The organism is Streptomyces sp. TG1A-60 (assembly GCF_037201975.1).
Lineage (GTDB): Bacteria > Actinomycetota > Actinomycetes > Streptomycetales > Streptomycetaceae > Streptomyces.
This window is the reverse complement of the sequence record NZ_CP147520.1, coordinates 7,698,359-7,723,400: the sequence shown is the minus strand read 5'-3', so window position 1 is coordinate 7,723,400 and position 25,042 is coordinate 7,698,359. Positions and strand designations below refer to the sequence as shown.

General features: G+C 70.8%; 25 protein-coding genes and 3 pseudogenes. 13 read left to right on the top strand and 15 right to left on the bottom strand.

Annotation, left to right across the window (positions count from 1 at the left end; genetic code table 11):
• Positions 1–9: 9 nt before the first annotated feature.
• Entirely contained in the window at positions 10–432 is a 423-nt protein-coding gene (locus WBG99_RS34010; RefSeq protein ID WP_338900048.1) for a hypothetical protein, read from the bottom strand.
• Between the two features lie 159 nt (positions 433–591).
• Positions 592–1,659 (bottom strand): phospho-N-acetylmuramoyl-pentapeptide-transferase, encoded by a 1,068-nt coding sequence (gene mraY / locus WBG99_RS34005; RefSeq protein WP_338900047.1) that lies wholly within the window; start codon positions 1,657–1,659, stop codon positions 592–594.
• A gap of 366 nt (positions 1,660–2,025) precedes the next feature.
• Here mraY and WBG99_RS34000 point away from each other — a divergent pair, with 366 nt between their 5' ends.
• The gene (locus tag WBG99_RS34000; RefSeq protein ID WP_338900046.1) at positions 2,026–2,526 is read left to right on the top strand and encodes a hypothetical protein; all 501 of its coding nucleotides are present in this window, start codon (positions 2,026–2,028) and stop codon (positions 2,524–2,526) included.
• A 102-nt stretch (positions 2,527–2,628) separates the two neighbouring features.
• Here the strand turns inward: WBG99_RS34000 and WBG99_RS33995 are convergent.
• A pseudogene (locus WBG99_RS33995) lies at positions 2,629–3,005 on the bottom strand (MFS transporter); the annotation flags it as partial.
• An 85-nt stretch (positions 3,006–3,090) separates the two neighbouring features.
• Positions 3,091–3,708 carry a LysE/ArgO family amino acid transporter gene (locus tag WBG99_RS33990; protein WP_338900044.1) on the bottom strand — a complete coding sequence of 206 codons (618 nt, stop codon included), beginning with the start codon at positions 3,706–3,708 and terminating at the stop codon, positions 3,091–3,093.
• Between the two features lie 66 nt (positions 3,709–3,774).
• On the opposite strand from WBG99_RS33990, the gene WBG99_RS33985 reads away from it, so the two are divergent.
• On the top strand, positions 3,775–4,686 hold the full coding sequence (locus tag WBG99_RS33985; protein ID WP_338900042.1) for a LysR family transcriptional regulator ArgP: 912 nt from the start codon (positions 3,775–3,777) through the stop codon (positions 4,684–4,686).
• A 21-nt stretch (positions 4,687–4,707) separates the two neighbouring features.
• Here WBG99_RS33985 and WBG99_RS33980 read toward each other — a convergent pair whose 3' ends face one another.
• Positions 4,708–5,379, bottom strand: a complete 672-nt coding sequence (locus WBG99_RS33980; protein WP_338900041.1) for an NUDIX domain-containing protein — start codon at positions 5,377–5,379, stop codon at positions 4,708–4,710.
• 101 nt (positions 5,380–5,480) lie between these two features.
• On the opposite strand from WBG99_RS33980, the gene WBG99_RS33975 reads away from it, so the two are divergent.
• Together WBG99_RS33975 and WBG99_RS33970 are read left to right on the top strand one after the other, a co-directional pair.
• Positions 5,481–6,158, top strand: coding sequence for an AIM24 family protein (locus WBG99_RS33975; protein ID WP_338900040.1), 678 nt, complete (start codon positions 5,481–5,483; stop codon positions 6,156–6,158).
• A gap of 93 nt (positions 6,159–6,251) precedes the next feature.
• Positions 6,252–6,878, top strand: a complete 627-nt coding sequence (locus WBG99_RS33970) for an alpha-ketoglutarate-dependent dioxygenase AlkB (protein ID WP_338900038.1) — start codon at positions 6,252–6,254, stop codon at positions 6,876–6,878.
• Positions 6,879–6,908: 30 nt separating this feature from the next.
• On the opposite strand, the pseudogene WBG99_RS33965 reads toward WBG99_RS33970, so the two are convergent.
• Positions 6,909–8,119 (bottom strand): annotated as a pseudogene (locus tag WBG99_RS33965) (FAD-dependent monooxygenase).
• A gap of 86 nt (positions 8,120–8,205) precedes the next feature.
• Between WBG99_RS33965 and WBG99_RS33960 the strand changes: the two are divergent.
• Positions 8,206–8,675 (top strand): annotated as a pseudogene (locus tag WBG99_RS33960) (tyrosinase family protein); the annotation flags it as partial.
• A gap of 94 nt (positions 8,676–8,769) precedes the next feature.
• Positions 8,770–9,222: an SRPBCC family protein gene (locus tag WBG99_RS33955; protein ID WP_338900037.1), complete on the top strand. Its 453-nt coding sequence runs from the start codon at positions 8,770–8,772 to the stop codon at positions 9,220–9,222.
• 24 nt (positions 9,223–9,246) lie between these two features.
• Here the strand turns inward: WBG99_RS33955 and WBG99_RS33950 are convergent, their stop codons facing one another.
• Together WBG99_RS33950 and WBG99_RS33945 are read right to left on the bottom strand one after the other, a co-directional pair.
• The gene (locus WBG99_RS33950; RefSeq protein WP_338900036.1) at positions 9,247–9,963 is read right to left on the bottom strand and encodes a ribonuclease H; all 717 of its coding nucleotides are present in this window, start codon (positions 9,961–9,963) and stop codon (positions 9,247–9,249) included.
• Positions 9,964–10,026: 63 nt separating this feature from the next.
• On the bottom strand, positions 10,027–10,836 hold the full coding sequence (locus WBG99_RS33945; RefSeq protein ID WP_338900035.1) for a VOC family protein: 810 nt from the start codon (positions 10,834–10,836) through the stop codon (positions 10,027–10,029).
• A 196-nt stretch (positions 10,837–11,032) separates the two neighbouring features.
• Here WBG99_RS33945 and WBG99_RS33940 point away from each other — a divergent pair, with 196 nt between their 5' ends.
• The 5 genes from WBG99_RS33940 (at position 11,033) to WBG99_RS33920 (ending at position 14,917) form a co-directional block, all read left to right on the top strand.
• Positions 11,033–11,452 carry a DUF6153 family protein gene (locus WBG99_RS33940; protein ID WP_338900034.1) on the top strand — a complete coding sequence of 140 codons (420 nt, stop codon included), beginning with the start codon at positions 11,033–11,035 and terminating at the stop codon, positions 11,450–11,452.
• 89 nt (positions 11,453–11,541) lie between these two features.
• Entirely contained in the window at positions 11,542–12,219 is a 678-nt protein-coding gene (locus WBG99_RS33935) for a DUF3105 domain-containing protein (protein ID WP_338900033.1), read from the top strand.
• A 125-nt stretch (positions 12,220–12,344) separates the two neighbouring features.
• A complete protein-coding gene (locus tag WBG99_RS33930) occupies positions 12,345–13,265 on the top strand; it encodes an SGNH/GDSL hydrolase family protein (RefSeq protein ID WP_338900032.1) in 921 nt (306 codons plus the stop codon).
• 393 nt (positions 13,266–13,658) lie between these two features.
• On the top strand, positions 13,659–14,315 hold the full coding sequence (locus tag WBG99_RS33925) for an ATP-dependent Clp protease proteolytic subunit (protein WP_338900031.1): 657 nt from the start codon (positions 13,659–13,661) through the stop codon (positions 14,313–14,315).
• Entirely contained in the window at positions 14,315–14,917 is a 603-nt protein-coding gene (locus WBG99_RS33920; protein WP_338900030.1) for an ATP-dependent Clp protease proteolytic subunit, read from the top strand. The genes WBG99_RS33925 and WBG99_RS33920 overlap by 1 nt, the downstream gene beginning before the upstream one ends.
• A 109-nt stretch (positions 14,918–15,026) precedes the next feature.
• On the opposite strand, the gene WBG99_RS33915 is transcribed toward WBG99_RS33920, so the two are convergent.
• From WBG99_RS33915 to WBG99_RS33905, 3 genes are all read right to left on the bottom strand, one after another.
• Complete coding sequence (locus tag WBG99_RS33915) at positions 15,027–15,395, bottom strand: helix-turn-helix transcriptional regulator (RefSeq protein WP_338900029.1); 369 nt, start codon at positions 15,393–15,395, stop codon at positions 15,027–15,029.
• A 75-nt stretch (positions 15,396–15,470) separates the two neighbouring features.
• The gene (locus WBG99_RS33910) at positions 15,471–16,061 is read right to left on the bottom strand and encodes a DinB family protein (RefSeq protein ID WP_338900028.1); all 591 of its coding nucleotides are present in this window, start codon (positions 16,059–16,061) and stop codon (positions 15,471–15,473) included.
• Positions 16,062–16,184: 123 nt separating this feature from the next.
• Positions 16,185–17,522, bottom strand: coding sequence for a DUF6777 domain-containing protein (locus WBG99_RS33905; protein WP_338900027.1), 1,338 nt, complete (start codon positions 17,520–17,522; stop codon positions 16,185–16,187).
• 190 nt (positions 17,523–17,712) lie between these two features.
• Between WBG99_RS33905 and WBG99_RS33900 the strand changes: the two genes are divergently transcribed.
• The gene (locus WBG99_RS33900; protein ID WP_338900026.1) at positions 17,713–18,996 is read left to right on the top strand and encodes a streptophobe family protein; all 1,284 of its coding nucleotides are present in this window, start codon (positions 17,713–17,715) and stop codon (positions 18,994–18,996) included.
• A gap of 187 nt (positions 18,997–19,183) precedes the next feature.
• On the opposite strand, the gene WBG99_RS33895 is transcribed toward WBG99_RS33900, so the two are convergent.
• Positions 19,184–20,533 carry a lysine N(6)-hydroxylase/L-ornithine N(5)-oxygenase family protein gene (locus tag WBG99_RS33895; RefSeq protein WP_338900024.1) on the bottom strand — a complete coding sequence of 450 codons (1,350 nt, stop codon included), beginning with the start codon at positions 20,531–20,533 and terminating at the stop codon, positions 19,184–19,186.
• A gap of 121 nt (positions 20,534–20,654) precedes the next feature.
• On the opposite strand from WBG99_RS33895, the gene WBG99_RS33890 reads away from it, so the two are divergent.
• Positions 20,655–21,602: a methionyl-tRNA formyltransferase gene (locus WBG99_RS33890; RefSeq protein WP_338900023.1), complete on the top strand. Its 948-nt coding sequence runs from the start codon at positions 20,655–20,657 to the stop codon at positions 21,600–21,602.
• Positions 21,603–21,632: 30 nt separating this feature from the next.
• Here WBG99_RS33890 and WBG99_RS33885 read toward each other — a convergent pair whose 3' ends face one another.
• From WBG99_RS33885 to WBG99_RS33875, 3 genes are all read right to left on the bottom strand, one after another.
• A complete protein-coding gene (locus WBG99_RS33885; protein ID WP_338900578.1) occupies positions 21,633–22,511 on the bottom strand; it encodes an ABC transporter ATP-binding protein in 879 nt (292 codons plus the stop codon).
• A 28-nt stretch (positions 22,512–22,539) separates the two neighbouring features.
• Entirely contained in the window at positions 22,540–23,646 is a 1,107-nt protein-coding gene (locus WBG99_RS33880) for an iron chelate uptake ABC transporter family permease subunit (protein WP_338900022.1), read from the bottom strand.
• Between the two features lie 217 nt (positions 23,647–23,863).
• Positions 23,864–24,904 carry an iron chelate uptake ABC transporter family permease subunit gene (locus WBG99_RS33875; protein WP_338900021.1) on the bottom strand — a complete coding sequence of 347 codons (1,041 nt, stop codon included), beginning with the start codon at positions 24,902–24,904 and terminating at the stop codon, positions 23,864–23,866.
• Positions 24,905–25,042 lie beyond the last annotated feature (138 nt).

The following is a 25,042-nucleotide window of genomic DNA, read 5'->3' as shown; positions in this document are numbered from 1 at the left end:
CGGCCGTGGTCAGTGGGCGAGGTCCCCCTTGAAGGTGTTGCTGGCGAAGTCCATGGAGACGCTGTACCTGGTGCCGTCCTTGACGTCGGTGGCGATCACGCGCCACTTGTTCAGGTCGCCCTTCTTGGTGAACTCCTTCCACGCGTTGCACGTCGTCCCACCGGACGAGGGGTGGAAGCAGACCCGCACGAACAGCGGGTTGGCGTTGCCCCAGCTGGTGATCTTCAGATTGATGTCGTTGCACCGCGATGAGGTGGTGTAGGGGCCGAAGCGGTGTTCGGCTTCGTCCTGCCCCATGTTGAAGGTCTTGCCGACCGCGCCTCCGTAGCAGGTCGCGGCCGACGCGGTGGACGCGGTGCCGACCGTGAGGGCGCCGGCCGCCATGACCAGTCCGCCCGCGACCGCCGTCAGCCGCTTCGCCGTCATCCTCATGTCCCGCTCTCCTCTGGCTCGTTGTGGGCATTCGGCCGTGCGGCCAGGGCCAAGCTACGTGCCGCGCTGTTCGAGCGGTCCCTATAACTCTTCAGGGTGCGCCGACGCCGTGGGGACGGCCGGACTGTGCGGGCCCGTTGCCGCCGCCGGTCACGTGCCTCAGCTCGTGGCCCACCCCGCGTAGAAGAGGCCGAGGCCGACGATCACGCATATGCCCTGGATGGTCCAGAAGCGGACGACGACGAGGACTTCGGACCAGCCCTTGAGTTCGAAGTGGTGTTGGAGAGGGGCCATGCGGAAGACACGCTTGCCGGTCAGCTTGAAGGAGCCGACCTGGATGACGACCGACAGCGTGATGAGGACGAAGAGCCCGCCGAGGACGGCGAGGAGCAGTTCGGTACGGGAGCAGATGGCGAGGGCCGCCAGGGCGCCGCCGAGGGCGAGGGAGCCGGTGTCGCCCATGAAGATCTTGGCGGGTGAGGTGTTCCACCACAGGAACCCGAAGCAGGCGCCCATCAGCGCCGCGGCGACGACGGCGAGGTCGAGCGGATCACGTACCTCGATGCAGGAGGCAGGGTCGGTGAGTTCCATGGCGTTGGCGCACGAGTTCTGGAACTGCCACAGGCCGATGAACGTGTAGCCGCCGAAGACCATGACCGACGCGCCGGTGGCGAGGCCGTCCAGACCGTCGGTCAGGTTCACCCCGTTCGACATGGCCAGGATCATGAACAGCGCCCATACGACGAACAGCACGGGCCCGATGGTCCAGCCGAAGTCGGTGACGAACGACAGCTTCAGAGAGGCCGGCGTCTGGCCCCGGTCGTCCGCGAACCGGATGGCCAGGAGAGCGAAGAGGATGCCGACGATCAACTGGCCGGCCATCTTCGCGCCGGCCCGCAGTCCCAGCGAACGCCGCTTCACGATCTTGATGTAGTCGTCGAGGAACCCGACGAGACCCATGCCCGCCATCAGGAACAGCACCAGGACACCGGGGTACGTCGGACTCTCACCGGTGATGATCTTGGTCACGGCGTACGCGACGAGGGTGGCGAGGATGAAGGCGATACCGCCCATGGTGGGGGTGCCGCGCTTGCCGTGGTGGCCGCGCGGGCCGTCGTCACGGATGAACTGCCCATAGCCCTTGCGGGCCAGAAGCTTGATCAGCAGCGGTGTGCCGACCAGTGTCAGGAACAGGCCGATCGCCCCGGCATACAGGATCTGATTCATCGGACGGCGGTCTCCCCCTCGGTCGCGCTCCGGTACGCGACCGCCTCACCGGTGTCGCTGCTTCTCACAAGCCCCACCCTATGCAGACACCCGATCTTCGTACGCCAGTGGGTAGTTGACAGCGGAACCGGAGCATGCGGCACCCCTTGGCGACGAACGCCGTCTGCCGGATCCGTCGACTCGGCGGAGCCCGGGTCACTCGAAACGGTGCTCACCACATGGCCGCCCGTACCGAGGTCCGGGGCCCCGTGACGACGAGCGACCCGCCAGCCCGGGCAGCGACCTGCCGACATGCACGGTCACCGCGCCCGCCCGTGACCCGGCCCTCCCTGCAGGCACCCGGCTCGGGCTGAGACACTGCACGTCATGGCCTCCTTCACTCCCGCGCGCGCCCTGCTGATGCTCACCACCGGGCTGACCTGCCTGCTGATGGCCGGCGGCGCGCTCATCGGCGCACTGCTCGGCGGTGGTTTCATCGCCCTGGGGGCGGCCGTCTGCGCGGGGCTCGTCGGCATGGTGGGCTCGCTCATCGCACGGCGGCGGGCGATGGCGCACTTCGCCACCGCCCAGCGGCAGGCCGGGCAGCGGGGCTACGCCGAGGGCATCGCCCACGGCGTACTCATCCATGTGACCGCCTACGAGGCCGCCGTCTTCCCGCGCACCGGGCCGAACGGCGTCAGCGCCGAGGAGCGCGCGGCCCGCCGTACCATCGCCTACCGCATGGCCGCCCTCGACGAAGTGCCCCAGCGCGTACGCCTGGCTGCCGCCGACGCCCTCGCCCTCCTCGACAAGACCGACCGCGGGGGCGCCGAGGAAGCCCTCGCCCGCCTCGCCACCACCGTACGCCTGGAGTACGCCCGGCTGTGACGCCCGCTTCCCCGCAACGGAGCCCGGCACGCAGCCGACCGCCGCTCGTCGTCGGCGCCGACCGGCTCAGTGGCCGCTGATCGCGCGGGGCGTGTAGGGCCGGCCGGTGCTGGTGATGAGCAGCAGGGTGCGGCGGTCCACGCTGTCGGCGACCGCGCCGCCCCACAGCGCGAAGACCACGAGGGGCACCAGCCGGCGAGGCTCGCGTAGCCGACCCAGGCGGAGGAGCCGGTGATGTCGTAGATCTGCTTGGGCACGGCGGCGGCGGTCAGCTGGCTGCCGACCGCCGTGACGATGGTCGAGGACCACAGGCGCCGGTAGGCGGGACGGCGCGAGGGGCGGGTGTCCATCGCCCAGCGGCGGCGGCCACGGCGGGATGTCGTCAGTGAGTCGCCCTCCGGGGCGCTGTTGTCGCCGGTGCTGCTCTCGGTGGTGTCCACGCGCGTCCTGATGCTCGGTACATCTTTCGATACGGACATCACTATCGCGGCGGGCGCCACCGCCGGGACATGCGATTTCGCCGCCGTCTCACATGCTGTCGACGCACGTGCCCGGTGGCGTCGCTCACGCTCCGGCGATCAGCATGCCCCCGAGCGCGAGCATCGTCACCGCGACCAGGCCGTCGAGGACGCGCCAGGCCGCCGGGCGGGCCAGGAAGCGGCTGAGCAGCCGGGCTCCGAAGCCGAGGCCGGCGAACCAGCACAGGCTGGCGAAGACGGCGCCGAGGGCGAAGGTCCAGCGCAGGGAGCCGCGATCGGCGGCGATGGAGCCGAGCAGGAACACGGTGTCGAGATAGACGTGCGGGTTGAGCCAGGTCAGGGCCAGACAGGTGAGGACGGCCCGGCGCCGGGAGCCCGTCGTCCCGTTCTCGGTGCGCAGCGCCTCGCCCGCGGGCCGCAGGACGCGGCGGGCGGCGAGAGCGCCGTAGACCAGCAGGAAGCCGCCGCCGACCAGGGCGACCGCGGTCAGGGCGGCGGGCCAGGCGACGACCACGGCACCGACCCCGGCGACGCCGAGCGTGATCAGGACCGCGTCGGAGAGGGCGCAGATCGCCACGACGGGGAGCACGGCGTCGCGGTGCAGTCCCTGGCGCAGGACGAAGGCGTTCTGGGCGCCGATGGCGACGATGAGGGAGAGGCCGGTGCCGAATCCGGCGGCGAGGGCGGTCATTTCACTGATCACACGGACGACGCTAGGAAATCCACTGCCATGCGTACAGCTAAAGATTCTTACGTATCATTAGCAACCATGATGTCGCAGCTTCCGCTCGATCTGGTGCGCACCCTGCTCGCGGTGGTGGACGAGGGTACGTTCGACGCGGCGGCCGGTGGCCTGCATGTGACGCCGTCGGCGGTCAGCCAGCGGGTCAAGGCGCTGGAGCAGCGGGTCGGCCGGGTGCTGCTGATCCGGGAGAAGCCGGTGCGGCCGACGGAGTCCGGTGAGGTGATCGTCCGCTTCGCGCGCCAACTGGCCCGGCTGGAACACGACACGCACACCGCGCTCGGTATGACGGGCTCCGGGGAGGCCGCGCGCGTGTCGATCGCGGTGAACGCCGACTCGCTGGCCACCTGGTTCCTGCCCGCCCTCACGCGGGTGCCGGAGGAGCTGCGCCCCTGTTACGAGCTGCTCCGCGAGGACGAGCAGCACACGGCCCGGCTGCTGCGCGAGGGGCTGGTGATGGCGGCGGTGACCTCGGCGCCCGACGCCGTGGCCGGTTGCTCGGTCCGGGCGCTGGGCCGGATGCGGTACGTGCCCGTCGCCGCTCCCGCCTTCGCGCGGAGGTGGCTCGGCGCCGGGTCGGATGTGCCGCTGAAGGAGGCGATCGTCGACGCGCCGGTGGTGTTCTTCGACCGGCGGGACGAGTTCCAGGACACGTTCGTCCGGGCATTGACGCGGGGCCGCCCGGCCAGTGCCCGGCGGCATTACGTGCCGACGTCGGAGGGCTTCGTCGACGCCGTGGTCACCGGCATGGGCTGGGGCATGGTGCCCGCCGTGCAGGCCGGGCCGCTGCTCGACGCCGGACGGCTCGTCAACCTGGCGCCGGAGCGGACCGTGGACGCGCCGCTGTTCTGGCAGCAGTGGAGGCTCGACTCCCCCGCGCTGACGGCGGCGGCGGAGGCGGTGGCCGCTGTGGCGGCCGAGGCGCTGGAGAACGGCTGACGGACGCGGCAGCGGTGGCGGTCAGGTCTTGAACGGGCCTTCCAGGGCCGCCCATTGCAGCAGCATGACGGTCTTGGCGTCGGCGATCTCCCCGCTGCGGATCATCTCCAGAGCCCGACGGAAGGGCAGTTCGACGAGCTCGATGTCCTCGCCCTCCTCGTCGAGGCCGCCGCCCTCGTGGGTGCGGGTCGACGGGCCGTACGGGGCGGCGTAGAAGCTCACGCGTTCGGTGACCGAGCCGGGGCTCATGTAGATGTCGAAGACGTGCTGGATCTCGCCGATGGTGTGGCCGGTCTCCTCGACGACCTCGCGCCGCACGGCGACCTCGGGGTGCTCGTCCTCCTCGTCGAGCAAGCCGCCCGGTGTCTCCACGAGCATCCCGTCGGGGTGGCCGTTGACGTACACGGGGTAGCGGAACTGCCGGGTGAGCAGCACGGTCTCGCGTTCGGCGTCGTAGAGGAGGACGGTGGCGCCGTTGCCCCGGTCGTGCGTCTCGCGCTCCTGGGTGCTCCAGGTGCCGTCGGTGTGCTGGAAGTCGAAGGTGGTGGCGCGCTCCACGTACCAGTGGCTGGAGAGCAGTTTCACGTCCCGCACCTTGACCCGCGGGTTGCCGCTGAGGTCCCGGCCCGTGCGGTCGAGCCCGGTGCGGCCCCGGCGGTCCGGGATGTCGACGCCGACGGTCTTGTTGGTCATGTCCGCTTTTACCATTCCGGTCAGGACGTTGTCAGGCGCCTCAAGTGACGCGACGCGCGCGTCGCTTGGCGGAATCGGGCGCTCCGGGACAGCATGCCCACATGAAGAGCGATCTTTTCTCGAACGAGAACATGGTCCAGCCGGCGTACGCGCCGGGGATGAGCGTCCAGAACACCAAGTCGATCAGGTATGCCGTCAACGGCGAGATGCTGGCCCGGCAGGGCGCGATGATCGCCCATCGGGGGAACCTGCAGTTCGAACGCAAGGGCCAGGGCGTGGGCGGCATGCTCAAGCGCGCGGTCACCGGGGAGGGGCTGCCGCTGATGGCGGTGCGCGGGCAGGGCGAGGCCTGGTTCGCGCACGAGGCGCAGAACTGCTTCGTCGTCGACATCGAGGCGGGTGACGTGTTCACCGTCAACGGCCGGAACGTGCTCTGCTTCGACGCCTCGTTGTCGTACGAGATCAAGACCGTGAAGGGCGCCGGCGTGACCGGTGGCGGCCTGTTCAACAGTGTCTTCACCGGGCAGGGCAGGCTGGGTCTCGTCTGTGACGGCAGCCCGCTGGTCATCCCGGTCTCCCCGCAGCTGCCCGTGTTCGTCGACACGGACGCGGTCGTGGGCTGGACGGCCAACCTCCACACCTCGCTGCACCGCTCCCAGTCCTTCGGCTCGATGATCCGCGGCGGCTCCGGCGAGGCCGTCCAGCTGAAGCTGGAGGGCGAGGGCTTCGTGGTCGTACGGCCGAGCGAGTTGACTCCGCAGAAGGCTCAGCAGCACTGAGAGAGGGTGGGCGACGAGGAGAGCCCATGCCACCGGGGGCGGACCCCACAGGCGAGAACGAACACGTTTTCGAATGTGGAGTACGCTGCGTGTATGGCCATGCACCTCCAGGGCTCCCTCTTCGACCAGTCCGACGATCTGCGCCTCGGCCCCCTCGACGGGCTGGGCCGCCGTGAGCTGGGCACCGGGGCCTGGGTCGATCTGCTGCCCGGGTGGCTCGGCGGGGCCGACACGCTGTTCACGCGGCTCGCCGAGGAAGTGCCCTGGAAGGCCGAACGGCGGCAGATGTACGAGCAGGTCGTGGACGTGCCCCGACTGCTCGCGTTCTACGGCGCCTTGGAGCGCCTTCCGCACCCCGTCCTGGACGAGGCCCGGGAGGCGCTTTCGGCGCGCTACGCCGTCGAGCTGGGCGAACCGTTCGCCACGGCGGGGCTGTGCTACTACCGCGACGGCCGGGACAGCGTGGCCTGGCACGGCGACCGGATCGGGCGGGGCGCCCTGGAGGACACGATGGTGGCCATCCTGTCCGTGGGCGACCCGCGCGATCTGGCCCTGCGCCCGCACGGTGGCGGGGAGACCCTCAGGTTCCCGCTGGGCCACGGCGATCTGATCGTGATGGGCGGCTCCTGCCAGCGCACCTGGGACCACGCGGTCCCCAAGTCGACACGGGCCGTGGGGCCGCGCATCAGCGTCCAGTTCCGTCCTCGCGGCGTGCGCTAGGGGTACTGCCCTGTGAGGTTGGGGACGCGGCTACTTCCGGGCGGCCGGCGTGCGCGACTGGGATGTCCGGGCCAGCCTCGGGCCCAGCCAGCCCTTGAGGCGGCGCAGGGCCTCCAGACGGCCGGCGGCGCGGTCCAGCCGGTAGTAGAGCTGCGGCGGCAGGTACGGCAGCAGCGGGGAGTGGCGTTGGCCGAGAAGGGCGAACATCTGCTCCGGGGGAGGTCGATGTAGCGCTGGATGCTCTCATACCACTGGGCGCTGTGCCGGGCCGCGCTCTGCAGCCGGAGCAGGTCGGACGTGCGCCGTCGTTCGTACGCGGCGAGCGCGGCCTCCGTCTCGGGGTGGGCGTCGAGGGATTCGGCCAGGCAGATGGCGTCCTCCAGGGCGAGGGTGGTGCCGGCGCCGATGGAGTAGTGCGTGGTGTGGGCGGCGTCGCCGAGCAGGACGACGTTGCCGTGGTGCCAGGTGCGGTTGGTCAGGGTGCGGAAGTGGAGCCACTGGGCGGTGCCGTGGTCCTGGGCGCGGCCCAGGAGCGGATGGCCGTCGAGAATGTCGGCGAAGAGCTTCTCCAGCAGGGCCAGCCCGTCCGCCGCGTCCAGGCGGTCCAGGCCCAGGCCGCTCAGCGTCTTCGGGGCGCACTCGACGACGCAGGTGCTCTGCTCGCCGCTGAACGGGTAGGCATAGGCCCAGATCCAGCCGTGGTCGGTCTCCTGGAAGGAGAAGGTGAAGGAGTCGAACACCTTGGTGGTGCCGAGCCAGCTGTAGACGTTGCGGCCGAGCGCGATGCCGCTGCCGAAGTGCTCGGAGTACCGCCCGCGCACCACGCTGTTGACTCCGTCGCCCGCGACGACGAGGTCGGCGTCCGGCAGGTCGTCGGCCGTGATCTCGTGCTCGTACTCCACCCGTACGCCGAGGGCCCCGGCCCGTTCGGCGAGCAGTTCGAGCAGGCGGCGCCGGCCGATGCCGAAGCCCTGGTCGCCGGGCTGGACCGTCGTACGGTCACGGACGTGGGCCACCCCGCTGTTCCAGTTGACGGAGTTCTCGCTGATGGCGAGGGCCGTCTCGGGGTCGTTCTCGCGGAGCTTGCCCAGTAGCCCGGACCAGTAGGTCACGCCCCAGCCGTACGTCGATCCGGCGGTGTTCCGTTCATGGACGGTGATGTCGTGGGACGGGTCCCGCCGCTTCATCAGGATCGAGAGGTAGAGGCTTGCGGGTCCGCCGCCGACGCACACGATCTTCACACACACTCCCATTTCACTACATAAAGCAATCAATCGACCACGAAGAGTAGCAGTGCGCCACGCGGGCAGGTTCGCGTCACTTTGTCCCGTTCGCGGCGTCCACCGGGAACTGGTCGATCAATGTGCGCATCGACGACCGCACCTACCCGCGGCGGTCCCTCGGGGGCGCGGTGCGGCAGCTGCCGACCCGGGTCGAGGTGGATTCCGTGCTGGCGATGTCCACGTACGACATGGCGCCCTGGAACAGCGCCTCGGACGGTTTCCGCAATCACCTGGAAGGGGGGCGGGGCGTCAACCTCCACTACCGGGTGCACGTCTGGGTGGGCGGCCAGATGGGCACCGGTGTCTCCCCCACGACCCCGTCTTCTGGCTCCATCACGCGTTCGTCGACAAGCTGTGGGCCGACTGGCAGCGCCGCCACCCCGGTGCCACGTATCTGCCTGCGGCCGGGACGCCGAACGTGGTCGACCTCGACGAGACCATGAGGCCGTGGAACGACACGACCCCGGCCGCGATGCTCGACCACACCGCGCACTACACGTTCGACGCGGTCTGATCATGTTGATCCGCGGGGTCCCGGGGTACCCGCGCCGGACGCGGCCGGGACGATCGGCCGCGACCGATACGCCGACGATGTGAGGAGGCGACCGATGACGCAGATCGAGGAGTCCATCGAGGTCCAGGTCCCCGTACGGACCGCCTACGACCAGTGGACTCAGTTCGAGACGTTCCCCGAGTTCATGAGCGGGGTCGAGCGGATCGAACAGCGGTCTGACACGCTCACCCACTGGGTGACCAAGGTGGACGGCGTGCGCAGGGAGTTCGACGCGGAGATCACCGAGCAGGTCCCGGACGAGCGGGTCGCGTGGACGACCGTCGCCGGTGAGGCGCGGCAGGCCGGCGTCGTCACCTTCCACCACCTCGCCGAGGGGCGCACCAAGGTGATGCTGCAGATGGAGTTCCAGCCGGAGGGCGCCGTCGACAAGGTCGCCGACAAGCTGGGGGTCGTGAAGCGGCAGACCAAGGGTGACCTGGAGCGCTTCAAGAGGTTCATCGAGGAGCGCGGCCAGGAGACCGGGCAGTGGCGCGGCACCGTCGTGTGACCACCGCACCCCTCCCTTCCAGGGCTACCGGGCCCCGGCCTTCTCCGCCGTACGGCACTCCGGATGGCCCCAGCCCTGGTCGTTCTTGGCGATGGGCTCCCCCGCCGCGTACGGGCGACCGCACACACAGCGGCCGGGGAACTTCGCCTTGATGGTGCGGGGCGAGGAGGAGCCGGTGCGACCTGCGGGCGTGCCGGGCTTCTTCTTGGCCGGGGCCCTGCGGGCCGGGACCGTGTCGGGTGCGGCCGGCGGTTCCGGCGAGCCCAGGTCGGTGCCGGCGGACTCCTGGACGGTGGCCGCCTGGCTCGCCGCGCGGTCGGCGAAGTCGTTGAGGCGGTCGCCGTCGACCTGGTGCGCGGGGACGTAGCGGAACTCCACGGAGCGGCCGGTGAGCAACTCGTCGATACGGGCCACGAGTTCCTGGTTGGCGACCGGCTTGCCGGCGGCCGTGCGCCAGCCGTTGCGCTTCCAGCCGGGCAGCCATGTGGTGACCGCCTTCATCGCGTACTGGGAGTCCATCCGGATCTCGATCGGGACAGCCGGGTCGGTGACCGTCAACAGCCGCTCCAGCGCGGTGAGTTCGGCAACGTTGTTGGTGGCCCTGCCCAGCGGGCCGGCCTCCCAGCGGACAGGGATCTCGTCGTTCTCGGCGACCACCCAGGCCCAGCCCGCTGGTCCGGGATTTCCCTTGGCCGCTCCGTCACAGGCGGCCACAACACGTTCCGGCATGGCCTCGATCATGCCATGCGCGGGGGCATGGAACCGTCCCCGGGCCTCTTGCCCCGCGCGCACCGCCGTGTCCGTTCAGTCGACGTCGGTCAGCGCCGGCATCTCGCCCCGCGTGTTGGTGACGTCGATGACCGAGAACGACGCGCCCTGCGGATCGCTGAGCGCCGCGAAACGGCCGAAGGGGGTGTCCATGGGGCCGAAGCGCAGGACGCCGCCCAGTTTGGTGGCCTTGGCGACGGCGTCGTCGCAGTCGGCGACGGTGAAGTAGACGTTGATGTACGACGGCACCTCGGGCGGGAAGTCCTCCTCGGTCATCTTCATACGGCCGATGAGCGGGTCGCCCCCGAGATCGAAGACCCGGAAGTCCATCTGCGGGTTGTCGGGGTCGTCCATCTGCTTGACCCGGTACGGGAAGACGGCAGGGAAGAACGTGTCGGACTTCTCGGGGTCGCGGGTGAAGATCTCGGCCCAGACGTACGCACCGGGCACGCCCGTGACCTCGAAGCCCTTGTGGGCGCCGGACTGCCAGACGCCGAAGACGACGCCGTCCGGGGAGCGGGCCAGCAGCATGGAGCCGAACTCGCCGACCTGCATGGGTTCCATCAGCAGCTCGCCGCCGTTGGCACGGATTCTGACGGCGGTGGCGTGCACGTCGGGCGAGGCGAAGTACAGGCACCAGGCGGACTGGCCCTCCTGTCCGGGCATCGGCGGGACGACGGCGGCCACCGCCTTGCCGTCCGCGTACGCCTGTGTGTAGTTGCCGTACTCGGTGGACGACTCGCCGAACGTCCAGTCCAGCACGTCGCCGTAGAAACTCTTCGCCCCTTCGACGTCGCTGAACATGGCGTCGGCCCAGCAAGGCGTTCCCTCGGGATGTGCGGCCATGACTGGCACTCTCCTCGGTTCGACAAGTGGTTTCCCCGGCTCTCACGCTAGCCAGGGCGGGGCGCGGACGCGCGCCGAACGAGGCAGAGCGCGTGAATCCGGCACGGGTTCCGCGGGGCGGGACCACGGCTGCGCGGCGTCTGATAATTTCAGCGGCACTCGCACTTTCGTTCGCCTCGACTCGTCAGGTGCCTCCATGTCCGGCCGACCGTTCAGACGTACGGCGATGCCGTGCGCCCGGAGCCGGCCGGCCCGCCTGGTGCTCGTGGTCTCGCTGGCCCTGGCCACGTTCTTGTTGTTCTGTTCGGGCGCGCCGCCCGGTGAGGCTCCGGCGCAGCGTCCGCACGCGGTGTCGGCGGCGCCGGTGGCGGAGCGGGAGGTCGCCGCGCAGGCGGGCCAGGTGGAGCACGGCCCCGAGCACCGCCCCGGCGAGCACGGCTGCCACTCCCCCGACCCGCGCGCGGTCCTCGGCCACGCTCCGCTGTCCGGTGCGGACCTTACGGCCGCACGCTGGCAGCCCTCGACGGCTCCGGCCCCGGTCGCCTTCGACGGATCCGGGAAGCCGGGACGGGCCCGCCCTCCCGATCTCCACGAACTGCAGTTGCTCCGCCTCTAGGCCGCCACCGGCCCCCGAGCGACAGACCCCCGAGACGACTCGCAGGACCGCCACGCCCGTGCGGGCACGGCGGGGAGAAGGACATTCCCATGGCTTCATCCAGGCCGAAGGCCAAGAACAGCGGCGCGAAGGGCAAGAACAACAGCCCGAAGGCGAGGGAGGCGGCGCGGCGCGCCCGCGTCGAGGAGATACGCAGGGCGGAGCTGGCCCGCGAGCGGCGTATGCGCCTGATCACGCTCGGCGTCACCGGCGCGATCCTCGCCGGCCTCGTCGGCGGCGGCTGGTACCTGATCAACGCCGCGCAGGAGAAGGAGGCGGCGAAGGCCGCGCCCATCGACGGCGTGAAGAACTGGTCGAAGCTCACCCAGAACCATGTCACCGAGGCCGTCGACTACAAGATGAGCCCACCGGTAGGCGGCGACCACAACCAGGTGTGGGTCAACTGCGACAAGCAGGTGTACACCAAGGCCGTGCCGAACGAGAACGCCGTGCACGCGCTGGAGCACGGCGCCGTCTGGATCACCTACAACGACAAGGCGGCCAAGGCCGACGTCGAGTCGCTGACCGGGCTGGTGAACAAGACGACGTACACCTTCATGAGCCCGTACGAGGACCAGTCCTCGCCGATCGTGCTGAGCGCCTGGGAGCACCAGCTCAAGGTGGACAAGGCATCCGACCCTCGGGTGCGGAAGTTCCTCGACAAGTACGTGCAGGGCGAGCAGACGCCGGAGCCGGGTGCCGCGTGCTCCGGCGGCATGACACCGTGACCTGACGGTGGACGGGGGCGTCCGGCCGGGCCGGGCGCCCCTTCTGGCCGACACCGGTCTTCCCCCTCGGTCCCGGCTGTGCTTGCCTGGGGAGCCGTTTCGATGGCCGGGACGGGAGTCGCCGTATGCGCAAGCCGTGGATCGCGGGAGTGGTGGGGGCGGTGCTCGCCGCACTGCTGCTCGGCGCGTGCGGGGATCCGGAGTCCGCGCCCGACGAGGCACCGCCGCGGGCGTCGGCGCCGGAGGCATCACCCACCACCCGTCAACGGGCCGCCACCGCCTCCCCCGGCGCCGACACGGTGAAGCCGGCGCCCGAGGTCCTCTATCTCGGCGACTCGCTCGCCATGGAGAACCAGAAGGTGCTCGGCGACTTCCTCAAGGACGACCTCGACGCCCGCTACACCAGCGCCCCGTACTCGGGCACCACCCTGTGCGACTACCTGGAGGGCACCTCCGACCGGTCGCTCGTCCCGACGAAGGACAAGGCCGCCGCGCTGGTACGGCGGCTGCGCCCGGACTACGTCGTCCTGCAGTTCTGGGGCAACGCCTGGGACTACACGCCGTGCATGGACGGCATCACGTACGACAAGGCCCGCACGGAGTACTTCCAGCGGTACACGGCGGCCACCGAGCAGCTCACCGAGCAGATCGCGAACGCGGGTGGTACGCACCGGCCGAAGATCGTGTGGGTGCTGCAGGGCCCGGACCCGTTCACCCCGGACCGGATCCGTCGGGTGAACGCGCTGTACAGGAAGCAGGCCAAGGCTTCCGGTGACCTCCTCGCCGACGCGGGGAAGGCCGTCAGCCCGGCCTCCGACCGCTACACCTGGACCCAGTACCTGCCGTGCACCGCGTACGAACGCGAGCACGACGGGCACTGCACGCAGCCCGGCCGGGACCGCACCGCCCTCCACCACGACGAGGACCTGCTGCACTTCTGTCTGGCCCTCACGACGTCCAAGCCGAAGCCGTGTCCGGTGCTCTCGCCCGGCATCACACGGTTCGCCCGGGCGATCACGCGCGCGATCGCCGACGCGAGCCCCTGAACCGCGAGGCGCCTGCACTTCTCGGGCAGTGTGCCGCCGTGACCCGGATCGGGCCACGGCGGCACGTCACCGAGCGGGGAGAACTTCGCCATGATCAGGACGAAGACGAAGAGGTACAGGTGGCGCACGGCAGAGCCTCACCGGCTTCCTGTGCGACCGCTGCCCGGACAGGGCAACGAACTGCCGAGACACCGCTACACCCCCTGGTGGGAGAACCTCTCGCGGGAACCGCCCAGCGGGCGCGGGCACGAGTTGCGGCGTACGGAGGCGGGCGGCCGGCGCTCTGCTGTCGGCGAATCTGCCGTGGGCAGAGAAAGTCCGGGTGAGGGACGGTCCGTGGGGAGAGTGGAGGGAGCGGCCACCGAAGGCCGCGTGCATCCACAGGGAGGAATCGTGGCTCCACTGCTCACCGGCTGGGCCCGGACGCTCGCCCCGCGTGCCGAGGAGGGCGACACCCCGCCGTCACGCTTCGACGACCATCTCGCCGCACAGTTGCTCGCCCAGCGGATCGTCTTCCTCGGCACCCAGGTCGACGAGGTCTCCGCCAACCGGGTCTGCGCGCAGTTGCTGCTGCTGTCGGCGGAGGACCCGCGCACCGACATCGGCCTGTACATCAACAGCCCGGGCGGTGCGGTGACCGCCGGCCTCGCCATCTACGACACGATGCGGCTGATCCCGAACGACGTGTCGACGCTGGCCATGGGCTTCGCGGCGAGCATGGGCCAGTTCCTGCTGAGCGTGGGCACGCCCGGCAAGCGGTTCGCGCTGCCGAACGCACGGATCATGATGCACCAGCCGTCGGCGGGCATCGGGGGCACCACCGCCGACATCGAGATCCAGGCGGAGAACCTGGAGTTCGTCAAGAAGACGATCGAGCGGATCACCGCGGAGCACACCGGTCAGAGCGAGGAGACGATCTCCAAGGACGGCGACCGCGACCGCTGGTTCACGGCCGATCAGGCCAGGGAGTACGGGATGGTCGACCGGGTCGTCGAGTCACTCGACGACGTGCGGCCGGCCTCCTCACGGCGACGGATGGGGCTGCAGTGATGGGCACGTACACGATTCCGAACGTGGTCGAGCGGACCCCGCAGGGCGAGCGGTCGTACGACGTGTTCAGCCGGCTGCTGTCCGAGCGGATCATCTTCCTCGGCACGGAGATCGACGACGGGGTGGCGAACGTCGTCATCGCGCAGCTGCTCCATCTGGAGTCGTCGACGCCGGACAGCGAGATCGCGATCTACATCAACTCGCCCGGGGGATCGTTCACTTCGCTGATGGCGATCTACGACACGATGACGTACGTACGGGCGCCGGTCTCGACGTTCTGCGTCGGGCAGGCGGCCTCCACCGCGGCGGTGCTCCTCGCGGGCGGGGACCCCGGGCGGCGGTTCGTGCTGGAGCACGCGCGGGTGCTCCTCGGCCAGCCCGCGAGCGGTGGGCGCCAGGGAACGGTCTCCGACCTCACTCTCCAGGCCAAGGAGATGGTCCGCATACGCGCCCAGGTCGAGGAGGTCCTCGCCCGGCACACGCGCCGTGACGTGGCGGATCTGCGCGCGGACATGGACCGGGACAAGGTGTTCACCGCGCAGGAGGCGGTGGCGTACGGGCTCGCCGATGAGGTGTTGAGTCGCCGGCTGGTGGAGGTCTGAGGTCTCGCAGGCATGGACGCGCCTCGCTGAGCGGCGGCTGGGCGTTCGTACCTGCTCGCCTCGCGCGGTTTCCCCGCGCCCCTCTCGGGGCGCGGGTGATGAGCCCCTGTCAGGCAGCGAGGCACAGCCCGTGCGGAGCCCCCGTCGTCCTGCGGGTGATCATCGCATGGCGGGTCAGTTCGGTCTGGGCCAGGGACAGCAGGTCGCCCAAGCCCAGGCCGAGGGCCTGGGCGGCGGCTGCGAGGACCTCCGACGATGCCTCCTTGCGGCCCCGTTCCACCTCGGAGAGGTACGGCATCGAGATCCGCGCCGCGTCGGCCACGTCCTTCAGTGTGCGGTCCTGGGCGAGTCGCTCGCGCCGGAGCACGTCACCGACGAGGTCGCGCCACAGGGGTTCCTTGGCGGGCGGGCCGGCGGGGCGGGGCGTCACCGGGCGGAGGGGGATGACGCGGGCTTCGTTCGACACTGGTCGGGTCACCTCTTCAGCCTAGGAACTCCGGGCTCGTGGGGAAGGGGTCGGCGTTCCGCCCTCAGGGAAATCCCGGCCCGGGTGTCATTGGCCGACGCGGCCGTCGATGCGTTCGCGCAGGAGGTCCGCGTGGCCGTTGTGGCGGGCGTACTCCTCGATCATGTGGACCAGAACCTCGCGGAGGGCGATGGGCTCCTCGCGGTGGCGGCCGGTGACGGCGAGGTCGGGGGCCGCGGCCACGAGCCGCTCGGCGAAGCCGACCTCGAAGCGCCACGTCCGCCAGGCGTCGGCGACGGCCTCGGGGTCGGCCACGGCACCGTTGAAGTCCCCGTCGGGGTCGTCGCCGGCGCGGTAGTGGCGGGGCACCGCCCGGCCCGCCAACACCTCGCGGAACCAGTACTGTTCCACGCCGGCCAGGTGGCGCACGAGCCCCAGCAGCGACATGCTCGACGGCGGCACCGGGCGGCGGGCCAGGGCCTCGGCGTCGAGCCCGGCGCACTTCATCTCCAGGGTCAGCCGCTGGTCGCGCAGATATCCGACCAGGGTGGCCCGCTCCCCCTCGAACCCTCCCTCGCCGCGCGGATCCCCTTCGGGGCCGACGAACCCGTCGTCCCACCCCGTCTTCCGCTCCGGCAACGGTTGTTCGTCGGATCGCGTCACACGATGGCCACTCATGCGAAGAAGCATCGGCCGTCGCCACGGCGGCCCGCCACCGCTTTTCCGTTCCCCACGTGGCCGCGCTGTTCGGGTCGGCGATCGACGGGTGAGCCTCGGGGTCTCCGGTCGCCGCCTCGGCGGTCAGGAGGCGGGGGTCCCGATCGACTCCGGGACGCTGTGGAGGGACGCCGACCCGGTCGTCGTGGTGTCGGCCGGCGGCGAGTCGGCCGTCTCGGGACTCTCCTGCTCCGTCGTGGGCTCGGAGGTCTCGGTCTCCGGCTCGGAGGTCTCGGTCTCCGGCTCGGACGGGGGCGGGGACGACGGTGTCACCGAGGACGACGAGGGGCACGGGCTCTCGTCGTCCTCCGGGTTCGGAGCGCCGTCCGGCGACGAGGGGCAGGGCTCGGGCGACTCGGTGGGCGGTTCCTCGGAGAACGACGTCGACGCCGACGGGGACGGCTGGTTGACGGGCGGGGTGGTCTTCTTGTCCTTCTCGCCCGTGTCGCCGGAGGGGCGGCTGAACCAGTCGTCGCGGTCGGGGTCGTAGAGCACGAACACGTTGATGGTCACGGTCGAGGGCTCGACGACCACGACGTTCTCCGGTCGGTACGAGGGCCATGAGTCGCCCTTCGGCTCGGGCGTGGTCTTCAGCGCGACCGGCGGCTTCAGCGGGTTGCCGCAGGCGCAGCGCACGCGGGGCACCCCTCGGTCGTCGACGAGGACGGCGGTGCCGGCCTGGAGGACTGCCTGGTAGCTGGTGGCGGCGCCGTCGCGGTAGCCGTGGTTGGTGACACGGGTGTCCACGCGCAGCTGCACCGGAGTGAGCGAGCGCAGATGGCCGGGCACGTCGGAGGACTTGATGCCGAGGACGGAGGCGAACGCGTTGCTCTTGGCCGGGTCCGCCTGCAGCGCCTTGATCTGCTTCTCCACGTCGCAGCTGGCGACGTTGCGGGTGCCGCCGTAGAGGCCGGGGGCCGCACCGTCCACGGCGCGCGTGACGTTGGCGGGTTCTGACCTGCTCGGCGTCGCGGTGGGTGTCTCGGGCGGGGTGGAGCTGTCCGTCGCCGTCGACTCGGTGAAGGGGTCGGGGCCGGAGTTGCCGGCGGCCTGGAGGAAGACCTCCCCGTCGGCGGAGCCGCCCGAGCCGTCGGATCGGGTGAAGACGACGGTCAGGACCACGGCGACGACGACCGCCGTGGCCATGAGGGCGATACGGGGGACGGAACGCCACCACGGCTGTCCGGGGCCGCCGGACCCCTGCCCGGAGTCGCCGGGGCCCCCTGGACCGCCGCCCGACCCGCCGGGATCTCCCGGACCGCCGGTTCCGCCCGGGCCCGAGGCATCACTCGGCGGTTCGGGCGGCGCCTGGCCGCTCGGCCGCGTGGGGCCGGACGGGGTGGGGCCGGGCTGCGACGGACCGGACAGCGGGCCGGAGGGCGGTCCGGTCGGGCGGCCGGAGGACGGCTGTTCGACGCTCACGGGTCTTCTCCCGCCGTTGGATTCCGCGGCGATCAACGCACTCGATACCGAATGAGCTATTCACACCTTTTACTGCAGCTTTCTTCCATGACAGGCCTATTGTGTGCCCTGGCCCCATGTTGCCCGCAAGCCGGCAAGGCCCGGTCCTCCCGGCGCGCGGAGTGTCCCCGCCGTGCTTAGCGTGGCAAGAGTGAGACCTCAGACCCCGCGTCCTCGGCAGACAGCGCACGAACCGGCGGTCGCCCGGCACGGCTGGCTCCAGGCCCTCGGCACGGTCCTGGCCGGTCTGATCGTGATGATCGTGGCGGCGGCGCTCGGACTGTGGGCCGCGGGCGCGGCGGACCTCCCGGACGGCGCCCTCCCTCGGGTCGTCGCGGCCACCGTCGTGACGGCGGTCGGCGGCACCATCGAGCTCTCCGGAGGCGCCGGGTCCATCGCCGAGACCCGGGCGGGTCTGACCGTGATCCCGCTGTCGGTGACCCTGGTCGGCGCGCTGGTGATCGCCGCCGGGTTTCTGCGGCCCCTGCGGAACCGGGCGGTCACGGGGGCGACCGAACTGGCGGGCTGGGCCACCCGGATCGCCGTCCTGTGGCTGGCGGCGCTGATCGGCCTCGCGCTCGCGGCCCGGCACACCTTCGACATCCCGCTCGGTGATGTGGGCGACTTCTTCGGCACGTCCGCAGCTGTCGGGGTCGAGGCGGCCGTGGCGCCGACGGTCTTCTTCGGGCTGCTCTGGCTGGCCGGGGTCCTGGTCCTGGCGCTGCTGGTGTCGCGGGGGGCGCCACTTCCGGCGCGGCTGGTGCGGTTCCAGGAATCGGTCCGCCCGGCCGCGTACGCGATGGTCGTCCTGCTGCTGACGTATGTCGGTCTCGGTCTGGCCATCGCGCTGGTGGTGGCGCTGACCCGAGGGCATGCCGCCGAGACGGCCGCGGTCGCCCTCCTGGGCCTGCCGAACGTGGTGTGGCTGGCCTTCACGATCGGCCTGGGCGCCACCTGGGACAGCCAGGTCGAGGGGCCGTTCGGGCTGCCGATGCCGAAGGTGCTGGACCAGGTGATGCGCGGGCCCGACGTCTCGACGCTGAACCTGGGCTCGCTCGCCGAGCACGACGGCAGGGTGTGGTGGCTGGTGGTCGTGAACGCCGTGCTGCTGCTCGGCGCGGCGTTCGTGATGGCCGCCCGTTCCCCGGCCCGGATGCGGCCGCGGCAGCACGCCGCGCACATGGCGGTCGCGCTCACGCTCACCGTCCTGATGATCTGCCTCGTGGCCCGGATCGCCGCGCACTACGGGCTGTCGGTGCTCGGCATCGGCGATCTCGGCGGCGGCCTGGGCGGAGAGCTGTTCCTGCGACCCCGGATGTGGTCCGCGCTGGGCCTCGCCGTCCTCTGGGGGCTGGTGACCGGGTTCCTGGGCGGGTTGCTGGCGAAGCGCGTACGACGACGGGGTGCGATCGGCCCGGCCTCCGACCGCCGGTAGGCGGGACGTGCGCTGCGCGGCGCCCGTGCCCCCCGTGTCAGCCGCTCGGGCCGGTCACACCCGGCGACTCGGCGGGTCGCACCGTCACCACCGGCGTCGGCGCGGGACCCGCCGGACGGCCGGCGCGCGTCGCCACCAGCCGCGCGACCCGCTCGCCGACATCCGGTCCTTCGTCATCCGCCCTTCGTCATCCGTCCGCCGTCGTCAGGCCCGTCCTCGTCAGGCCCGTCGCACGGCGGGCGAGGAGGGAGGCGCAGATCTCCCCGGCGCGTACGGCGGTGGTGGACAGCAGGGTCGAAGTGAGGCCGTGGGTGTGTTCGGTGCCGCCCTGGAGGTAGATGTCGGCGGTGACGTTGGGCGCGGTCGCCACCCGGTGGTCGCGGCCCACCTTGAGCGCGTCCTCGTCGTCGCGGAGGCAGAGTTTGCCGACCTCCCCGAGGCTGTCGCCGACGCCCTGGGGCTGGTATCCGGTGGAGTAGACGAGGAGGTCGCAGGAGAGGACCTCGCGCTCCCCCGTCGGCAGGAACTCCACGGTCACCCGTACGTCGTCCGGGCCGGCCTCCACCTCGCGCAGGCGGGAGACGTTCATCATCCGCAGCCGTTCCCCGCCCTGGACCTTCTCCTGGTACATGGACCGGGACAGGGCTTCGATCAAGTCCATGTCCACGACGGAGTAGTTGGTGCTGCGGTGGTAGTCGAAGAGCGACCGTTTCACCTCGCGGGGCGCGCCGTAGTACAGGTCGACGGCCTCGGGATCGAAGATCTTGTTGGCGAAGGGGCTGTCATCGGCGGGTGTGTAGCCGTACTTGGCGAAGACGGAGCAGATCTCGGCTTCGGGGAAGTTGCGGTGGAGGTAGTCCACGGCCTCGGCCGCGCTCTGGCCGGCGCCGAGGACGACGGCGCGGCGTACCGGCTGTCCGGAACGCCGGACCTGGTCGACACGGGGCAGCAACTCGCTGTTGTGCCAAACCCGTTCGGAGAGGGCGGCGCCGGGCGGGAGGTGTGGTTCCAGGCCGGTGGCCACGCAGATGTTGCGGGCGCGCCGGACGGTCAGCCGCTCGGGGTCGCCGGGGACGCGGCTGGTGACGTCGAAGTAGCGGATCTCGCCGTCCCGGGTGACGGGCCGTACGGAGACGACCTCGGCGGAGTACTCGACGAGATGCGCGACGCGGGCAGCGGCCCATTCGAAGTAGTCGTGGAACTCGATGCGGAGCGGGAAGAGGGTCTTGAGGTTGAGGAAGTCGACGAGGCGGCCCCGGTCGCGCAGGTAGCACAGGAAGCTGAAGTCGCTGGTGGGGTCACGCATCGTCACCAGGTCCTTCAGGAAGGACACTTGCATGGTGGCGTCGTCGATGAGCATGCCGCGGTGCCATCCGAACCGGGGTTGTCTCTCCAGGAAACCGACCCGAAGACCGTCCGGCGCAACGCTGTTGACGGAGTGTTCGTGGAGTGCGATGGCGAGTGCGAGATTCGATGGCCCGAATCCGATGCCCAGTACGTCGTAGATGGAATCCGGCCCGGTCTGCAGCGTCGTCACCGCGTCATCGCCTCCCATAAACAGGGGTCATGGAGTTTCCCAAGCTGGAACACAGCCTCCCCCAAGCAGAGTCATGTTAAATAAGGTAAGCCTTACCTAGCAACGGCTGAGGAGGACTCATATGCGGGTCGTCATGTTCGGGTACCAGACCTGGGGACACCGGACGCTGCAGGCTCTGCTGGATTCCGGACACGAGGTGGTTCTGGCCGTCACCCATCCGAAGAGCGACCACGCGTACGAGAAGATCTGGAGCGACTCGGTCGCCGGTCTCGCCGAACAGCACGGTGTGCCCGTGCTGTTGCGCAACCGTCCGGGCGACGAGGAACTCCTGCGCACCCTCAAGGAGGCCGGTCCGGACCTCATCGTGGCGAACAACTGGCGCACCTGGCTGCCGCCGGAGATCTTCGACCTGCCGCCGCACGGCACACTCAACATCCACGACTCGCTGCTCCCCACCTATGCGGGGTTCTCACCTCTCATCTGGGCGCTCATCAACGGTGAGAAGGAGGTCGGTGTCACCGCACACCGCATGGACGCCGAACTCGACATGGGCGACGTCCTGTTGCAGCGTTCGGTGCCGGTCGGGCCGCACGACACGGCGACGGACCTGTTCCACCGCACGGTCGACCTGATCGGTCCGCTCGTCGCCGACTCGCTCGAACTCATCGCCTCCGGCGAGGCCGTGTGGACGCCGCAGGACCGCTCCCGGGCGAGCTTCTTCCACAAGCGGTCCCCGGAGGACAGCCGGATCGACTGGACGTGGACCGCGCAGGAGCTGGAGCGGTTCGTACGGGCGCAGTCCGACCCGTATCCCAGCGCGTTCACCCACCACCGCGGCGAGCGCCTCGGGATCGTCTCGGCCGCCGTCTCCGAGGGACTCTACGGCGGCACGCCGGGGCGGATCTTCATCAAGGAGGGCGGCGGTGTCGTCATCGTCGCCGGGGCGGAGGCGCGCTTCGGGCGGCTGCCGGGGCTGGTGGTCAAGCGGGTGCGGACGGAGGACGGTACGGAGCACGCGGCGACGGACTACTTCCGCACGATGGGCGGCTACTTGACGGTCCGTCCGTAAGCCACGAGTCGAGGGCACCGCCGGTCCGGGTCAGCCGGTGGTGCCCGACACGGTGACCGCGGCGGAGTCCGTGCCCTCGTGGTGGCGGCCCATCGGGACGACCATGGGGGTGCGGCTGACGGGGTCCTCGCCGACGACGCAGCGCAGTCCGAAGACGTCCTCGACCATCGCGGCGGTGATGACGTCGGCGGGGGCGCCCTCGCCGACGATGCGCCCGTTCTTCATGGCGATGATGTGGTCGGCGTACCGGCAGGCCTGGTTGAGGTCGTGCAGGACCATGACGACGGTGCGGCCCTGGTGCCGGTTGAGGTCGGTGACCAGGTCGAGGACGTCGATCTGGTGGGCCAGGTCGAGATACGTCGTCGGCTCGTCCAGCAGCATCACGGGGGTGCCCTGGGCGACGGCCATGGCGATCCAGGCGCGCTGGCGCTGTCCGCCGGAGAGTTCGTCGACGGCCCGGTGGGCGAGGTCGGTCATGGCGGTGGCGCCGAGCGCCTCGTGCACGGCCTCCTCGTCGCTCTGCGACCACTGCCGCCACCAGGTCTGGTGCGGGGAACGGCCACGCCCCACCAGGTCGATGACGGTCAGTCCCTCGGGTGCGACGGGCGTCTGCGGGAGGATGCCGAGCTTCTGGGCGAGGGTGCGGGTCGGGATGGAGTGCACCGAGCGGCCGTCGAGGTGGACGGCGCCCGCCTTGGGGGTGAGCAGCCGGGCCAGGGCGCGCAGCAGGGTGGATTTGCCGCAGGCGTTGGCTCCGACGATCGCGGTGACGCGGCCGGTGGGGACGACCAGGTCGAGGTCCTCGACGACGATCCGGTCGTCGTAGGCCAGGCGCAGGCCCTCGGCGCGCAGGTCGGGGCCGTCGGGGCGGCCGTGGACGCGGCTCTCGGCGCGGCCGTCGCGCCGGATGGCCGGGTCGTACTTCGATGACACGTCTTCAGCCTCCTGAACCGGCGCGGTTGGCGCGGATGAGCAGCCACAGCAGTACCGGTGCGCCGAGCACACCGGTGACGACCCCGACCGGGAGCTCCGTGTCCGGGATGATCTTCCGGGCGGCGAGGTCGGACACGAGCACCATCACGGCGCCGGTGAGCCCGGCGGCGACGGGTGGCGGGAACGGGGTGCCGGCCAGGCGCTGGGCGACCTGGGGTGCGGCGAGCGCCACGAAGGCGACCGGCCCGGCGGCGGCCGTACCGAAGGCCACGAGGCCGACGGCGATGAGCAGGACGGCCACCCGGACGACCTGGACGCGGGTGCCCAGGCCCCGGGCGACGTCGTCCCCGAGTTGCAGGGTGCGGATCTGGCGGCCGAGCAGGATCGCGGGCGGTACCAGTACGGCGGTGGTGACGGCGAGCGGGCCGATCTGGTCCCAGGTGCGGCCGTTGAGGTTGCCGACGAGCCAGCCGAGGGCGGCCTGTGCCTGGAAGCGCTGGCCTCGGGCCACGAGGTAGTCGGTGGCGCTGGTGCAGATCCAGGCGACGCCGATGCCGACGAGGACGATGCGGTAGCCGGTGGTTCCGCGTTTCCAGGCCAGGACGTACACCAGCACTCCGGCGGTGAGCGCGCCGAACAGGCCCAGGGCCTGGGTGCTCAGGCCGCCGTCCCGGCCGAGGACGATCCCGGCGACGACCGCCGTGCCGGCGCCCTGGGTGATGCCCATCATGTCGGGGCTGGCCAGCGGGTTGAGCGTCACCGTCTGGAGCAGGGCGCCGGAGACGCCGAACGCGATGCCGACGAGCAGCCCGGCCAGGGCGCGCGGCAGCCGCAGTTCGTGGACGATCAGCTCGGTGCCGGGGTCGGCGGTGCCGACCAGGGCCTTCATCACATCGGTGAGCGGGAGGTCGATGTCGCCGACGGAGGTCTCCATGGCGAACGCCACGAAGACGGTGGTCGCGAGGAGCAGACAGACGGCCAGCAGCCGGGGCCGGACGACACCGGAGACGGGCGGGGCGGGCAGCCGGAAGGTGATCCGGGCGGTAGTCCGGCTCGGGGGCCGGGCGACGGAGTCCTTCCGGCCCGGTCCGGGCGCGAGTTCGGTCGTCATCGGTTCACATCTCCACGCGTCGGGCCGCCATGGGACGGCGGCTCTGCGCCCTTGGACTCCACCAGCACGGCTCCACACCGCGGGCCGCCGCGAACCGGCGACCCCGCACACTCGACCCCCGCCACCACCGCCCCAGGCTCGCCCGGCCGTCGTGGGCCGGTGGCTTCGCGGATTCGGAGGTCATGGGTGGGCAGTGCCGCAGTCGGGACGTCATGGTTCACAGCTCCGCGAGTCGGCGGCGGCGGACCAGGGCGATGAAGAAGGGACCGCCGATGAAGGCGACGAGGATGCCGGCCTGGACCTCGATCGGGCGGGCGATCAGGCGGCCGGCGATGTCGGCGGCCAGCAGCAGGCAGGGGGCGAGGACGGCGGACAGGGGCAGCAGCCAGCGGTGGTCCGGGCCGAGGCCGGCCAGTTGGGCGAGCACACGGGCGATGTGCGGGACGACCAGGCCGACGAAGACGACGGGCCCGATGACGGCGACCGCTCCCCCGGTGAGCAGGGTGACGGCCACGACGCCCTGGACACGGACCAGGCCGAGCTTGAGCCCGAGCGACTTCGCGACGTCGTCGCCGAGCGCGAGTCTGTTCAGGGCCGGGGCGCAGGCTACGGCGAGGACGGCGCCGACGGCCAGGAACGGCAGGACGCGGAACAGGACCTCCTCGTTCTGGTTGGCGAGGGAGCCCGCGTTCCAGAAGCGGTAGCGGTTCAGGGCGTCCGGGTCGGTGAGGGCGATGGCGCTGGTCAGCGAGAACAGCAGGGAGGTCACGGCGACACCGGCCAGGGCGAGCTTGACCGGGGTGGAGCCGGACCGGCCGAGTCCGCCGAGGAGGTACACCAGGACGCTGGCGACGAGGGCGCCACCGAAGGCGAACCAGATGTATCCGTAGACCGAGCCGATGCCGAGCACACCGACCGACAGGACGACCGCGAAGGCGGCGCCGGCGCTGACACCGAGAATGCCCGGGTCCGCGAGCGGATTGCGGGTCAGGGCCTGCATGAGCGCGCCCGCGAGGCCGAGGGCGGCGCCGGTGGCGAGGCCGAGGGCCGTGCGCGGCAGACGAACCGCCCAGATGACGTTGTCGATACGGGAGTTGGGCGCGTCCCCGAGCAGGGTGCGCCCCACCTGGTCGAGGGGAACGCCGAGCGCGCCGAACGCCATCGACAGGGCGCACAGTGTGAGCAGGGCCACGCCCGAGAGCGCGAGCAGCAGTACCGCGCGGGGGCCTTTCGCCGCCCGGACCGTCGAGGTCCCCACGTCTTCAACTTTCTTTGATGAGGCTTACCTTAACTGTAGGGCGAGTGCAGGTTGAACTGTAGGTCTTCCGCGGGTTGCCGTGCCGCCCCCGGGGTAACTCACCATGAGCACCCTGTGAATTAGGTAACCCTTACCTTA

Bases quoted from the DNA above. Each gene is read 5' to 3' on its own strand.
- WBG99_RS34010 (WP_338900048.1), bottom strand. From the start codon at position 432: ATGAGGATGACGGCGAAGCGGCTGACGGCGGTCGCGGGCGGACTGGTC.
- mraY (WP_338900047.1), bottom strand. From the start codon at position 1,659: ATGAATCAGATCCTGTATGCCGGGGCGATCGGCCTGTTCCTGACACTG.
- WBG99_RS34000 (WP_338900046.1), top strand. From the start codon at position 2,026: ATGGCCTCCTTCACTCCCGCGCGCGCCCTGCTGATGCTCACCACCGGG.
- WBG99_RS33985 (WP_338900042.1), top strand. From the start codon at position 3,775: ATGATGTCGCAGCTTCCGCTCGATCTGGTGCGCACCCTGCTCGCGGTG.
- WBG99_RS33980 (WP_338900041.1), bottom strand. From the start codon at position 5,379: ATGACCAACAAGACCGTCGGCGTCGACATCCCGGACCGCCGGGGCCGC.
- WBG99_RS33975 (WP_338900040.1), top strand. From the start codon at position 5,481: ATGAAGAGCGATCTTTTCTCGAACGAGAACATGGTCCAGCCGGCGTAC.
- WBG99_RS33970 (WP_338900038.1), top strand. From the start codon at position 6,252: ATGGCCATGCACCTCCAGGGCTCCCTCTTCGACCAGTCCGACGATCTG.
- WBG99_RS33955 (WP_338900037.1), top strand. From the start codon at position 8,770: ATGACGCAGATCGAGGAGTCCATCGAGGTCCAGGTCCCCGTACGGACC.
- WBG99_RS33950 (WP_338900036.1), bottom strand. From the start codon at position 9,963: ATGATCGAGGCCATGCCGGAACGTGTTGTGGCCGCCTGTGACGGAGCG.
- WBG99_RS33945 (WP_338900035.1), bottom strand. From the start codon at position 10,836: ATGGCCGCACATCCCGAGGGAACGCCTTGCTGGGCCGACGCCATGTTC.
- WBG99_RS33940 (WP_338900034.1), top strand. From the start codon at position 11,033: ATGTCCGGCCGACCGTTCAGACGTACGGCGATGCCGTGCGCCCGGAGC.
- WBG99_RS33935 (WP_338900033.1), top strand. From the start codon at position 11,542: ATGGCTTCATCCAGGCCGAAGGCCAAGAACAGCGGCGCGAAGGGCAAG.
- WBG99_RS33930 (WP_338900032.1), top strand. From the start codon at position 12,345: ATGCGCAAGCCGTGGATCGCGGGAGTGGTGGGGGCGGTGCTCGCCGCA.
- WBG99_RS33920 (WP_338900030.1), top strand. From the start codon at position 14,315: ATGGGCACGTACACGATTCCGAACGTGGTCGAGCGGACCCCGCAGGGC.
- WBG99_RS33910 (WP_338900028.1), bottom strand. From the start codon at position 16,061: ATGAGTGGCCATCGTGTGACGCGATCCGACGAACAACCGTTGCCGGAG.
- WBG99_RS33890 (WP_338900023.1), top strand. From the start codon at position 20,655: ATGCGGGTCGTCATGTTCGGGTACCAGACCTGGGGACACCGGACGCTG.
- WBG99_RS33880 (WP_338900022.1), bottom strand. From the start codon at position 23,646: ATGACGACCGAACTCGCGCCCGGACCGGGCCGGAAGGACTCCGTCGCC.